The 13859-nt window shown below is 46.5% G+C and carries 11 protein-coding genes; 5 read left to right on the plus strand and 6 right to left on the minus strand.

Annotated elements, in window-relative coordinates; genetic code table 11:
- Positions 1-116: 116 nt before the first annotated feature.
- Both FKN08_RS09870 and FKN08_RS09875 read right to left on the minus strand, forming a co-directional pair.
- Positions 117-995: an NAD(P)-dependent oxidoreductase gene (locus FKN08_RS09870; protein WP_170892000.1), complete on the minus strand. Its 879-nt coding sequence runs from the start codon at positions 993-995 to the stop codon at positions 117-119.
- Positions 996-1175: 180 nt separating this feature from the next.
- Positions 1176-3047 (minus strand): fructose-specific PTS transporter subunit EIIC, encoded by a 1872-nt coding sequence (locus FKN08_RS09875; protein ID WP_170892001.1) that lies wholly within the window; start codon positions 3045-3047, stop codon positions 1176-1178.
- A gap of 267 nt (positions 3048-3314) precedes the next feature.
- Between FKN08_RS09875 and FKN08_RS09880 the strand changes: the two genes are divergently transcribed.
- Positions 3315-3617 carry a PTS fructose transporter subunit IIB gene (locus tag FKN08_RS09880; RefSeq protein ID WP_005463048.1) on the plus strand — a complete coding sequence of 101 codons (303 nt, stop codon included), beginning with the start codon at positions 3315-3317 and terminating at the stop codon, positions 3615-3617.
- Between the two features lie 8 nt (positions 3618-3625).
- The gene (locus FKN08_RS09885) at positions 3626-4402 is read left to right on the plus strand and encodes a PTS sugar transporter subunit IIA (RefSeq protein ID WP_170892002.1); all 777 of its coding nucleotides are present in this window, start codon (positions 3626-3628) and stop codon (positions 4400-4402) included.
- 34 nt (positions 4403-4436) lie between these two features.
- Here the strand turns inward: FKN08_RS09885 and FKN08_RS09890 are convergent, their stop codons facing one another.
- Positions 4437-5279, minus strand: a complete 843-nt coding sequence (locus FKN08_RS09890) for an AraC family transcriptional regulator (RefSeq protein WP_170892003.1) — start codon at positions 5277-5279, stop codon at positions 4437-4439.
- Positions 5280-5664: 385 nt separating this feature from the next.
- Here FKN08_RS09890 and FKN08_RS09895 point away from each other — a divergent pair, with 385 nt between their 5' ends.
- Both FKN08_RS09895 and manA read left to right on the plus strand, forming a co-directional pair.
- Positions 5665-7572, plus strand: coding sequence for a fructose-specific PTS transporter subunit EIIC (locus tag FKN08_RS09895; RefSeq protein ID WP_109169171.1), 1908 nt, complete (start codon positions 5665-5667; stop codon positions 7570-7572).
- A gap of 76 nt (positions 7573-7648) precedes the next feature.
- The gene (gene manA / locus FKN08_RS09900) at positions 7649-8881 is read left to right on the plus strand and encodes a mannose-6-phosphate isomerase, class I (RefSeq protein ID WP_170892004.1); all 1233 of its coding nucleotides are present in this window, start codon (positions 7649-7651) and stop codon (positions 8879-8881) included.
- Between the two features lie 129 nt (positions 8882-9010).
- Here the strand turns inward: manA and FKN08_RS09905 are convergent, their stop codons facing one another.
- Genes FKN08_RS09905 through norV form a run of 3 tightly spaced genes read right to left on the minus strand, consistent with a single transcriptional unit; the run spans position 9011 to position 12054 of the window.
- Positions 9011-9349, minus strand: coding sequence for a DUF1971 domain-containing protein (locus FKN08_RS09905; RefSeq protein WP_170892005.1), 339 nt, complete (start codon positions 9347-9349; stop codon positions 9011-9013).
- Between the two features lie 44 nt (positions 9350-9393).
- Positions 9394-10542: an NADH:flavorubredoxin reductase NorW gene (gene norW / locus FKN08_RS09910; protein ID WP_170892006.1), complete on the minus strand. Its 1149-nt coding sequence runs from the start codon at positions 10540-10542 to the stop codon at positions 9394-9396.
- Positions 10543-10551: 9 nt separating this feature from the next.
- On the minus strand, positions 10552-12054 hold the full coding sequence (gene norV, locus FKN08_RS09915; RefSeq protein WP_065645705.1) for an anaerobic nitric oxide reductase flavorubredoxin: 1503 nt from the start codon (positions 12052-12054) through the stop codon (positions 10552-10554).
- Positions 12055-12244: 190 nt separating this feature from the next.
- On the opposite strand from norV, the gene norR reads away from it, so the two are divergent.
- Positions 12245-13777 carry a nitric oxide reductase transcriptional regulator NorR gene (norR, locus tag FKN08_RS09920; protein WP_170892007.1) on the plus strand — a complete coding sequence of 511 codons (1533 nt, stop codon included), beginning with the start codon at positions 12245-12247 and terminating at the stop codon, positions 13775-13777.
- Positions 13778-13859: the final 82 nt, after the last annotated feature.

The following is a 13859-nucleotide window of genomic DNA, read 5'->3' on the forward strand; positions in this document are numbered from 1 at the left end:
TGCCCCAAAGCACCTCCTCATTCAAGTTCGTTAATCACACACTAATGTTCAAGGGGAACGATCATGATCAACTTAAATTTCTTCAAGCTCTTTGATACTAAAGAACTGTTTATCTACTACTGATTCTTAGCGACGGCTTTAATCAGAACAGATGTATCCATGCGACCTAAACCATCGCGTTGAAGGTCTGCGTATTGCTCATCCACTTTCTTAGTCAGTGGGAGCTCTAGACCCACTCGCTCTGCTTCTTGCAGACAGAAGCCTAAGTCTTTGCGCATCCAATCAATCGCGAAGCCAAAATCAAACTTATCTTGCGCCATCGTCTTGGCGCGGTTTTCCATTTGCCATGACCCTGCAGCACCGTGCTTGAGTGTTTCAACTACTTGTTCAATATCCAAACCGGATTTCTGCGCGAGTAACAACGCTTCGCTCAAGCCTTGAAGCACACCACCAATACAGATTTGGTTTACCATTTTACAACGTTGACCTTGGCCATTTTCACCCAGAAGTGTCATTTGCTTCGCATATACGTCCATCACTGGAGCAACACGATCAAAAATGCTTTGTTCACCACCACACATGATGGTTAGAACACCATTTTCTGCGCCTGCTTGACCACCAGATACCGGAGCATCAATGAAGTGTTTGCCATATTTGGTACAAGCATCGGCCAATTCAACGGCTAAATCAGCGGAAGTCGTGGTGTGATCAACCAGTACCGCGCCTGCTTTTAGACCGACTAGAATGCCTTCTTCACCGTATACAACGCTGCGCACGTCATCGTCATTACCGACACAAGTAAATACGATATCGCAACCTTCTGCCGCTTCTCGCGGTGTCTCACACGCAATGCCGTTGTATTCTGCAGCCCATTTATCAGCTTTGGCTTTAGTGCGGTTGTATACTTTGGTTTCATACCCCGCTTTGCTCAAATAGCCCGCCATTGGGTAACCCATAACACCCAAACCAATAAATGCTACTCGTTGTTTTTCCATTGCACGCTTCCCTTAGTTCACCTGACTGAAATGTTTTGTAACATGCTACTAAAGAATTGAAAACATTACTCGTAATTTATCCTTAACTCGCGGCACAAACAAAAGTGAACCGCGATGTTGGAGTAAATACCAAAAGCATTCATCAGGGTCATCGAGAAGACATTTATCAGAAGTAAAATGCTAAGACACTCTGCGCGATTGCAACAAAGCCGTGGCGTTCAACATGGCATCCTTGGTACTGACATCCAAGACTTGGATTTTTCGAAAACGTTCCGGTTCTTTAATCGCCACATCGTGAGCAAAAATCACAAACTTGGCTTTCTCGACGTCTTTCTCGGTAATTCGGTTGATGACGCCATTCGCGCCTTGGGTTTCGACTTTAATCTTAATGCCGAGTGCACACGCTGCTTTTTCCAATGACTTAGCCGCTAAGAACGTATGCGCCACACCTGATGGACAAGATGTGACCGCCAAAACATCCGCCTCACCTTCGCCTTGAACGGAACCATATACTTGAGAATGACCTGTGTAGCTTTCATCTTCGGTGACGGTTTTCTTTAGTGCAATCACGATCAACGCCGTGGTAACAGAGCCCGCAATCGTGCCGATGATGTAACCAATTTTTCCATCCACAACAGGGAGAACAATCCAACCGCCCCACGGTGCATGGTTCATTACGTGGAACATAAAGCCAATCACGTTACCAACGATGCCACCCGCCACAATAGCGGGTAACACTCGTGCAGGGTCGCCAGCGGCAAAAGGAATCGCACCTTCGCTAATACCGATCATCCCCATAATACCTGCGGCTTTCCCTGCTTCGCGTTCATCTCGCTTGAATTTACTCGGCGCCAAAAACGTGGCTAGTGCCATACCCAATGGCGGCGTACAAATCGCAATACCGACCCCGCCCATCAACCATGGTTGCGTGTTCACTTGAGTTTGAGCAAACAACGTCGCCACTTTGTTAATTGGGCCGCCCATATCAAACGCGGTCATTGCCCCAAGCACGGTACCGAGCATCACCTTGCCCGAGCCCGCCATGCCCGTCAGCACCTCGTTCATGCTGGTCATTGCGCTGGCAATAGGAGCACCTATCACCCACATCACCGCGCCGCAAGTAACAAACGTCCCCACTAGCGGATAAATAAAAATCGAGCCAAGCGAACTCATGCTGTCTGGTAGCTGAATTTTCTTTAATAGCCAAACGACAAAGCCAGCAAAAAAGCCGACCACAATCGCACCTAAAAAACCCGTATTGTAATGACTGACAGCAATCCAAGATCCAATCATACCCGGCGCAAGGCCCGGCTTGTCGGCAATAGAATAAGCAATGTAACCACCAAGAACGGCAGTAAACAATGTCAGGCCAGCAATCCCCATTTGAGCAATATCGGCCAAAATGCCCTCTTGTGGTACACCACCGTGACCAGAGATCATCACCGACAACGACAACAACACACCGCCCGCAACGATAAACGGGATCATGTGGGATGTGCCAAACAGCAGGTGCTCTTTAATGCGACCAAGTTTTTGCGCCCAAGGGCTCAGGGGTTCTGATGTAAATTCTAAAGAAGTTGGGAGAAATTCATTGGATTGGGTTTGAATATCAGTCAACATCTCAAGCGCTTCTTCTCGCGATTGAGCCTGTTTGAGCTTTTCAACAAAGCCGTCTTCGATAATTTTGGTGGAAATTTGTGCCAATACTTCAATGTGATGGTGATCATCACCATCTGGAGACGCCAGCATGAAAAACACATCGGACAGCTCGCCATCTTCGGCGCCATAATCAATCCCATTACGGCTGATCCCGACCGCGACAGCCGGTTTCGCTACAGCATCACTTTTGGCATGAGGGATCGCAATACCATCATCAAATCCTGTGTTACCGATCTCTTCTCGTTTCCAGATATCTGCCAAGAACTGGCTTTGACTATTGAGCTTGCCGGCGGCCTCTAGCATCTCGACCAGCTCTTTGAGCGCTTCATCTTTGGTTTGAGCTTTTAGATCTAAACATATCGTTTCCAGCTCAATTAGGTTTGTGATGTCCATTGTTTTACCTTCCAATATTCACGCTCGAATATATACCCAAGTGAGTTTGAGATACAGGATCCCCTGGCTCGTATGCGTTCCTACTCATTTTATTTGGGCATAGATTAACCAGTGCCTACCCTTTGATATATAGGACTAAAAGTGCATTAACTGGATCAATGTAACATGAGATTCAAACTGTGATAGAGCTCTTGCGTTAATCCAGCTCAAATCAATTCAATCTGCGGTGGCTGTGCTAATATCCACAAAAAATAAAATGGATAGAACATGAAAATCGTAGCGGTGACAGCATGCCCTACAGGCATCGCTCATACTTATATGGCGGCAGATGCACTAATGAAAGCTGCGCCAAAACATAACGTGCAAATTAAAGTAGAAACGCAAGGTGCGATGGGGATAGAAAATCAGCTCACTCCTCACGATATCGCTCAAGCGGATCGGGTTTTGATCGTGTCGGATATTGAGATAGAACAACCAGGCCGATTCGAAGGGACGCGCAAAATTCAAATCCCCATTGAAGAGGTTTTGCTGAACGTCGACAAAGTATTCCTCGTCCACTGCCGCGACTAAATTTGCAGATGAACGAATACCAAATCACCTTTTTCGTCGATAATGCAAATGCCAGTGCGCACCTTGCTCAGCCACTCAATCGAGTGGCAAAGAAGTTCAAAAGTACCTTACATATCATTAATGTAACGCAAAATCGTGTTGCGGAACTCACCAAGTCCGTGGCGATTTTGCAAGCAGGTCTACAACAAGGTGATTTGTGTCAAATCACAGCGATTGGCATTGACGCAGAGTTGGCCTGCTTCGTCATCAAAGACATGATTGCTGAACACTTTACGGTGGTGGGATCTCATATCAACTATGAGTTTTCTAGCCAACTGGCCGAGCGTTTACCGCAAATTTGCCCACCTTGTGAAATCAAATGGCACTACGCCAAAGCGCATACCGCGCTCACCAAGTTTGAATGCCTTAAAGGATTAGCTCAGCTCATCCACCCCATTCATCCCGACGAACTGATTCTTGCTTTTATTAAACGTGAAGAACGTTCATCAACTTGCGTGACTCCGGGGATCGCTCTCCCACATGTGATGTTTTCAGGTGTTGACCATATTTCCATTGCCGTTATTGCGAATGAAAAGTCGATGGATTGGGCTTCGAAGATGGGTGATGTTCATCTGGCTATAGCACTGGTGATTCCAGAAAAGCCGACCCGAGAACAGATCATTGCGGCCACTAACCTCACACGAAATCTGCTTACCGATCAAATGGCGGAACGCCTACTACTAACAAAAAGCAGCGTCGACTTACAAGCGCTGCTGATGTACGCCATGTCGAGGCTGCTTGCCTAAACTTCTCTATGATTTACGCTCTCTGACTGAAGGCTTAAATCGAACCACGATATTCCGTCGGCGTTCTGCCTGTACGGTTCTTAAATACTCGGCAGAAATAGTTCACGTCTTTAAATCCACAGCGCACTGACACGTCATTGAGTTTGAAGTTGTATTTCTTGAGCATAAACTTCGCGCGATCCACGCGTACCCAAGTAATGTAGTCTGCCAAGGTCATGTGCCCCTGCTGACGGAACAAGCGCGACAAATGGTTCGAGGAAATACTGAATCTCGACGCAATGCTGTCACGCGTGATTGGGCGATGGAAGTTCTCTTGAATGTAGATGCAGATCCCTTGATAGAGATCTTGCACACGGCTATGTGACTGCTGCTCGACTGGTGCATCCAACATCGTCTTCGCGTATTGCAATAATGCTTGTAGTAAAAGCTCATCCATTGGTTTTTTAGTGTTCTCACGAGCCAGTGAGCTCAACGCTTCTAAGATGTTATCTATCGCAAATCCTGAGCGTGTTTGGATGCTATGCTTTTGAATATCGTAAAAGTTTGCCTCACCTTTGCGTTTGCTCACCAAACTTAACCCAAGTTGTCGACGCCCAAACAAAATACTTAACACTGAGCAATTGGTATCCCAGTCTGGTTTATTCCAGCAGTTAGGTGCAATAAATATCGCGTCGCCTTTTTTAGCAACGATGTGCGTTACTTTTCGATCATGACTTTCCATTTCATTAATATATTCCCCATCCAGAACTAACTCTAGGCGAGGGAAATTAACTTGATAGCTAAATTCAGGCGGCGTATGAAAATCTCCTGCAAACCAAATATTATGAAATGGCTCTCTTTCATTTAATACCGCTGAAATTAAATCATGAAAAATCATTGTCTCACACTCTATATATGCATCAATGATGCTATTTACTATAGATATACACCGGACTGAACTTTTGTGCTATTGAGCAAAATCACACTTCCATTTTAATGTTACAAAAATCCAGTTAACGCATCAAATTTCCAGTGATAAAAACTCTATCAACAACACTCAATCCCTTTTAATATGGGAGCAAAGCCACATTTCACTTATCGTTTAGCTTCTTATCCATCATGTCACAGATATGCAGCTAGATTTGTCCAGTGAACGATCTAAATCACACTATAGTGAGTCGGTTACAATCCTCCAGTAAATGCATTTTTTCTTCACTACAGTCTTTTTCTCAGTAATTTAAAAATACCCCTGAAATAAAAATTATATTTATAGGGGTTCGACAATGATCACCAAACTAATAAATGAAGACTTAATTAAGCTTGATCTTAAAGCGTCTTCAAAAGAAGACGTATTTAAAGAACTGGTTGCCGTTCTTCATGCCCAAGGTCGTATTTCTGACCAAACACAATTTCTTGCAGATATAAAAGCACGTGAAGAATTAGGAAATACCGGATTTGAAGATGGCGTGGCAATTCCACACGCGAAAAGCGCCGCTGTGATTGAACCGGCGGTTGTGATCGGCGTAAGCAAATCAGGTATCGAGTACGGCGCGGAAGACGGTTTACCTTCAAAGCTGTTCTTCATGATCGCTTCTCCAGACGGTGGCGATAACCACCATATCGAAGTACTTGCAGAACTATCTTCAAAATTGATTGAAGATGGTTTCATCGATGCGTTCTTAGGCGCAACAAACAGCCACGACGCACTGGCACTCCTTCTTGCTAAAGAAGAACCGCAACCAGTGACAGATGCTCCAGCAAACCAAGGTTTCATCATTGGTGTTACTGGTTGTCCTGCGGGCGTTGCGCACACTTACCTAGCAGCAGAAGCGCTAGAGAAAGGTGCAGCGGCGATGGGCTACGAAATCAAGGTTGAAACGAACGGTTCAATCGGTGTGAAAAACAGCCCAACCGCAGAAGAAATCGAGCGTGCAGACGCAATCATCGTGGCATGTGACAAGCAAGTCGACATGAACCGCTTCGCGGGCAAACGCGTGGTTAAAACCAACGTAAAAGCCCCAATCCGCGATGCTCAAGGACTGATTAATGAAGCGTTAAACGCACCGACGTACCAAGCTGAGTCCAATGGCAATACGCAAGCGTCAGTTGCAAACAAAGCTTCTCAAGCCCGTTCTGACTTATATCGCTACTTGATGAACGGCGTATCACACATGATCCCATTCGTTGTAACGGGTGGTCTGTTGATTGCACTTGCTCTTGCAGTCGGTGGTCAGCCAAGTGAAGCGGGCATGGCAATTCCTGAAGGCAGCATGTGGAACCAAATCCTCAACGTTGGTGTGGTTGCCTTTACGCTGATGATCCCAATCCTAGCCGGTTACATTGCTTACGCGATTGCTGACCGTCCTGCTCTGGCTCCTGGCTTGATCGGTGGTTGGATTGCAAACAACGGTTCTTTCTACGGCGCAGACGCAGGTACAGGCTTTATCGGTGCCATCATCGCTGGTCTGCTTGTGGGTTACTTCGTGAAGTGGATTACGTCGATTAACTACCACAAATTCATTCAACCTTTGGTGCCAATCATGATTGCGCCAATCACAGGTTCGTTGTTCATCGCAGGTCTTTTCATCTTCGTTATCGGCGCGCCAATCGCAAGCCTAATGGACGGTCTGACTGCGCTACTAACGAGCATGAGTACAGGTAACGTCGTTCTATTGGGTATCGTACTTGGTGGTATGGCTGGCTTCGATATGGGTGGCCCATTCAACAAGGTCGCATTCCTATTCTCTGTTGGCATGATTGCGAGCGGTCAAACTCAATTTATGGGTGCGATGGCGTGTGCAATTCCAGTTGCGCCTCTAGGTATGGCACTGGCAACGGCGCTTGGCCGTAAGTTCGACCTGTTCGAAGAATCAGAAACCGAAGCGGGCAAAGCCGCAGGCGCAATGGGTCTGGTGGGAATCTCTGAGGGTGCGATTCCATTCGCAGCACAAGATCCAATGTCAGTAATTCCAGCAAACGTACTTGGCTCAATGGTGGCGGCAGTAATGGCGTTCTCATTCGGCATTACCAACAGCGTTGCTCACGGCGGTCCAGTTGTCGCTCTACTTGGTGCGATGAACCACCCAGTCCTTGCTCTGATTTGTATGGCAGCTGGCGCAACGGTTACCGCAGTAACGTGTGTAACGTTGAAGAAAGTGCGTAAAGCAAAAATGATGCAAGCAGCGGCTTAATCCCCTCTCCCCCAAATGACTCCTATGGCTTGGGCAATGTCGCCTAAGCCATGATTTTCTCGCATGGTGACACTCTATGTCTGATTTAACGATGTCCGATACACAAACGATTCAAACTCAAGCTAAGCATCCGATGTTTTTCCTGATGAACAACGTGATTCAAAACTACGCTTGGGGCAGTACTACTTCTGTTAACCAACTGTTTGGCATTGAAAACCCAACGGGCGAACCACAAGCCGAAGTATGGATGGGCGCGCATCCAAACGGTTGCTCAGTGGTGATGGTAAACGGCGAGGAGACCAAACTCTCTTCACTGATTGCTCAAGACATGAATGCTTTTCTGAGTGAAGAAGTCGCAAACCGTTTTGGTGAACTTCCATACCTGTTTAAAGTGCTTGCTGCTGAGAAAGCACTGTCGATTCAGGTGCACCCAAACAAGCAACAAGCAGAACTGGGTTTTGCACTGGAAGAAAAACAAGGCATTCCCCTAACCGCTGCAAACCGTAACTACAAAGATCCAAACCACAAACCAGAATTGGTTTACGCGCTAACCGAATACCAAGCGATGAATGGCTTCCGCCCAACAAGTGAAATCATCAGCTTCTTCTCTGAGCTGGCGATTCCTGAGCTGCAAGGCTTGGTGAATGACCTTATCGCAAACCAAACGCCAACGGGCTTAGCGACCTTCTTCTCCGGTCTACTGTCACTAGAAGGCGAACAGAAAGAGATGGCGTTGACGGTGCTATTGGCACAAGCTCGCATCACCGACTTACCTCTGTTCAACCTGATCTTGGAGTTAGAAACGCAATACCCGGGCGACATTGGTTTGTTTGCGCCCTTGCTACTCAACGTCATCACGCTGAAACCAGGCGAAGCGATGTTCTTGGATGCAGAAACGCCACACGCGTACTTGAAAGGGACGGGGCTTGAGATCATGGCGAACTCAGACAATGTGCTACGCGCAGGTTTAACACCGAAGTATATGGACGTAAAAGAACTCGTTGCATGCACACGCTTCGAAGAAAAGCCATTCGACACCCTACTGCTTGCGCCAATCGAAAACGACGACATGTTGGAATACCCAATTCCCGTCGACGATTTCAAATTCGCGATTGTAAAACAAGCCAACCAACGAACGCTTGATGTAAGAACCGCAGAAATCCTGTTGCCGCTAGATTCCCCGCTCGCGATTACACACGTAAATGGTGAAATGTGTGTAGTAGATAAAGGCCAATCTGTTTTCATCCCTGCTTACGCCAAACAATACAGTTTGAATTGCGAAGGTCGTGTGGCGCGGGCTTACAGTTAATATCGCTGATTAAGTTTGCATGTCGTTACTGCCAATAAGCAAAAAAGAGCAGAGAAACGTCTCTGCTCTTTTACTTAATATGCGCTTTTCCCGATAAATTCACGCAATAATCAAATTGTCTAGAAAGGTTTACTGCTTAGCGTGCAACATCGCTTGTCCACTTTTATCTTTATTCGACCAAAAGTTAATATTGAACTGTGCATCATCGCTCATTTCAATACGATGCCAATGCTGTGGCGGGCTTGTCGCGAACTGACCTGCGTTGATCACGATGACCATTTCAGGCTCTGTCGCGAATTCATCTGCAAAACCATAATAGGTGACTTGCCCCTCCATTACACATAACTGCCCAAACACGCCTTCGGCTGTGTTGTGATGAGTTAGAAGAGCTGGAGGCACACTGCCTTTGGTAAAAAATGGCGTCGAACGTTGAACCGTCCAGTCTTTCGGAATACGAAGATGTGACATGGTTATACCCTCTTTGAATATAAAATTGTGCCGCTTGAAGCGAGTTACGATTTCGCCACTTGAGACAGTTCACGCAGTAACAGAAAAGCCTGAGCCACTTGCTCACCCGTCACAACAAACCCTGTCAATATGCTTTGTTCATTTTCAGCTTTTGCTACGATGCCAGATTGAGAAATCTGCACATTCCAATTCGCGACAGCACTGAAGTCCCCGGCAAGCTGAATTGGGTAACTCGGCGTTTTGACTTTTACCATCATTGGCGGCAACTTCAATTGCGCTTCCTGCCCAAGCAACTGCTTACCTAAAACATTAGCGCTCAACACGATTGGCTGAAGGTATGGAAGCATACGCCCTTGTATCTCGGCGCAATCGCCCAGAGCGAATACATTGTTCGCAGAAGTCTGCAGCTTAGCGTCAACAGCAATGCCTTTCCCAACCTCTAATCCACAAGCATTCGCTAATTGAGTGTTTGAACGTAAGCCAGCGGCAGAAATCACTACATCAGTATCGATCACTTCACCGCTGTTCAAAGTCGCCACCAACGAATCGGCGGTACGATTCACCTCAACAACCCCATTTCCCAACGCCAGTTGAATGCCTTGCTGCTTAAGTTGGCTTTCCAGAGGCAACGCCACAAACTCAGGAATAAGATTGGCAAGCAAGCGTTGGTTTGATTCAACCACCGTAACGGCTTTGCCGCTGCTCGCAATATCCATTGCAATCTCAACGCCAATCAAACCACCACCGATAACCATTACGCGCTTTGCTTGACTGATTCGCTCTTCTGCGAGCTGATACTCTTGTAACGAATTGAGCGTTAGGACATCGCCAGAAGCATCACCTCGCATTGGAGGAACAAAGGCTTTCGCGCCCGTTGCAAAAATCAGTTTGGAGTACGCATAAACTTGTCCATCTGCTACCACTTGTTGGGCTTGCGTATCCACAGTCTCAATTTTAGTGTGGGTTAATAACTCGATATGGTGCTCTTGGGCAAACGCTTCTCCCGTTTTTACCACCAGATCCCTCGCGGTCTGTTTTCTACTGAACACATGGCTCAAATCGGGCTTGTTATACTCCGCACCGTCATCAGCGGTGAATACTTGAATTGACACCTGTGCATCCATTCGACGCACAGTTTTAACCAGTTGATAGGCAGCAAAGCCACTGCCTATGATTACAATTGGTGCTTGCATCACAGCTCCTTAACCCTTGAACTCAACAAATACATCTTTACCCAAGTGACACTCAGGGCAAAGGAAGTAATCCGGAACGTCTGACCACACGGTACCCGGTTCTATTCCTTGATTAGGCTCACCCTGAGCAGGGTCATACACCCAGTTGCAAACGGTGCAAATCATGCATTGGCAATCTGATGGATGTGCCTCTGAGCTTGGATTAATAAGCTCCCTTTCGACCACGGCTTGCGTTTCTACTTGTACAACGGGCTGTGATTGAACTTGCGGTGCAGACGCAGCCATCATCTGAGCCGTAACAGGACTTGTTAGTGGATGTTTCGCCCACAGTTTCGCGATGCTCTTACCATGTTCACGACACTCACGCATCGCTTTACCATCTGGTCGCCATTTGGTTTTCAGGCTGACTGCCGTTTCAAAACCCGCGTCGGTCAATCGTGCGTGGATACGGTCTACCGCACCACCATTCCAGCCATAACTACCAAAGGCAGCGGCTTTCTTGGCTTTAAAACGAAGACCTGTGATCTCCTCCAGCATGCCAGCAATCTTCGGCATCATGACGTTGTTCATGGTAGACGAGCCAACCAAGATGCCTTTAGAGCGGAACACATTGGCGAGAATTTCATTCTTATCGTGCTTAGACACATTGAAGACTTTAACCGCGACACCCGGGTCGACATCGTGAATGCCCTGTGCAATCGCGTCTGCCATCATTCGGGTATTGTTCGACATAGAATCGTAGAAGATGGTAATACGATCTTCTTGGTAGTTATCCGCCCACTCTAGATACTGTTCGATGATTTGGACTGGGTTATCGCGCCACACAATACCGTGTGAAGTTGCAATCATGTCGACAGGCAAGTTGAAGCTCAGTACTTCTTTGATTTTGGCTGTTACCAAGCTGCTGAACGGCGTTAGAATGTTTGAGTAGTAACGCAAACACTGTTCCATCAGCTCATTTTGATCCACTTCATCATTGAATAAGCGTTCATCGCAGTAGTGCTGACCAAATGCGTCGTTACTGAATAACACTGCATCGCCAGTTAGGTATGTCATCATGCTGTCTGGCCAATGCAGCATTGGCGCTTCCACAAACACCAATTGCTTACCGTTACCAATATCGATGCTGTCACCCGTTTTTACCGTTTTAAAGTTCCATTCGGGATGATGGTGATGGCCAACAATCGAATCAATCGCCGCTTCTGTACAGTAAATCGGCGTGTTCGGAATCTTCTCCATCAATGCAGACAATGCGCCCGAGTGATCTTCCTCTGCATGGTTCACGACGATAAAATCGATCGTCTTAAGATCGATTTCCATTTCTAGGTTCTGGATAAATTGTTGGCTGAATCGATGATCAACCGTATCGATCAGCACCGTTTTTCCTTCACGAATAAGATAGCTGTTGTAACTGGTGCCTTTTGTCATTTTGTATTCTGTACCATGGAAATCTTGAACTTCCCAATCGCGTTGACCTACCCAGTGGATGTTGTTTTTTACGTGAATTGTCATAATTACTACCTTGAATGACGGGATAAACAAAAATAATTTCTTCTTGTATTGCACTGGGCATGCCAACTTTTAATTGCTATATATTTCAATAATTTAATTAAAATACAACTTTAATAACTGTCATTTAGACACAGTTGAAAATTGTCATTAAGACACTACAATAGTCATATTGACACAATTGGTATTGGCTATGACTTCTTTAATCGCGCAATGGCTACACATCACGCAAGACCTAAATTCAGCGCTCACTCGGCAAGCTCGATTTGATACCTTATTAACAACGATTCGCGAGATATTAAAATGTGATGCTTCTGCTCTTCTTTTGTATGAAGATCAGCACTTTAAGCCGCTGGCTATCAATGGCTTAGCAAAGGAAGTATTGGGACGCCGTTTTTCTATAAACCAACACCCGAGATTGGAAGCCATTGCACGCGCTGGCGATATCGTACGGTTTCCATCGAATAGCGACTTACCCGATCCCTATGACGGGTTAATTCCGAACCACGACGACAAGCTGCACGTCCATTCATGTATTGGTCTCCCTTTGTTGATCGACGATCAATTGATTGGCGCGATCACTATTGATGCCTTCGATCCGAATCAGTTCGATGGTTTACTCAATCAAGAACTACGCTTTGTAAGTGCGTTAGCCGCGGGTGGCTTGCACACTGCTCTACTACTGGAGCAGTTAGAAACACAAGCCAGCTTGCCACGTGATTCTTACACTGAGAAACGCACCTTGAGCAACGAAATCATTGGCAAATCGGCTGGGATGAAAGCACTTCAAGAGCAAATCGATGCGGTGGCAGATACCGAGCTATCTGTGTTGATAATGGGTGAAACAGGGGTTGGTAAAGAGTTGGTTGCCAGCGCTATTCACCATCGCTCTAGCCGCTCTAGCAATACCTTGGTTTACCTTAACTGTGCGGCGCTGCCAGAATCGGTCGCAGAAAGCGAGTTGTTCGGCCATATCAAAGGCGCATTTACAGGTGCAATCAGCAATCGCAAGGGTAAGTTCGAACAAGCAGATGGTGGCACACTGTTTTTGGATGAAGTTGGCGAACTGTCGTTAGAACTGCAAGCTAAGTTACTTCGAGCTCTCCAATACGGCGACATCCAACGTGTGGGTGATGACCGCCATATTCGAGTCAATACACGCATTGTGGCGGCAACGAACCGTGTTCTGCATGAAGAAGTAAAAGCTGGCCGTTTCAGAGCAGATTTGTACCACCGTTTGAGTGTATTCCCTCTTCATGTCCCTCCACTTCGTGAACGTGAAGACGATGTCGTGCTACTGGCTGGTTTCTTTGCAGAGCAACTACGCAGCAAGTTGGGGCTGAACAGTGTTCGACTCTCTCCCACTCTAGTTCAAGCACTTAAAGATTACTCTTGGCCGGGCAACGTGCGTGAACTGGAACACGTAATCAAACGAGCGGGCGTGCTTGCCAAAGCTAGAACTCAATCGATGGATATCGAATTGGTGGAACAAGATTTCGATATCAAAGCGTCGAACAATCAGCCCATCACTGAAGAGCCAGGTATACCTAGCTCTTCATTTGAACTGTCAGACGCTGGTTTAAAGCAAGCCACTGACACCTTCCAAAAAGCCATGATTCTAAAAGCACTAGAGCAGAATCAAGGAAACTGGGCAGCAACAGCACGTCAGTTAGAACTCGATAATGGTAATTTACACCGCTTAGCCAAACGGTTAGGTATAAAGTAAAAAAAGGATACGGACGGTTTGAATTCCGCAAGAAAATCTATCTCGCTTATGTCAAAATGCACCATCACAATCGAAAAGTCTG

The organism is Vibrio sp. 1-2 (7-a), assembly GCF_013048515.1.
Lineage (GTDB): Bacteria > Pseudomonadota > Gammaproteobacteria > Enterobacterales > Vibrionaceae > Vibrio > Vibrio diabolicus.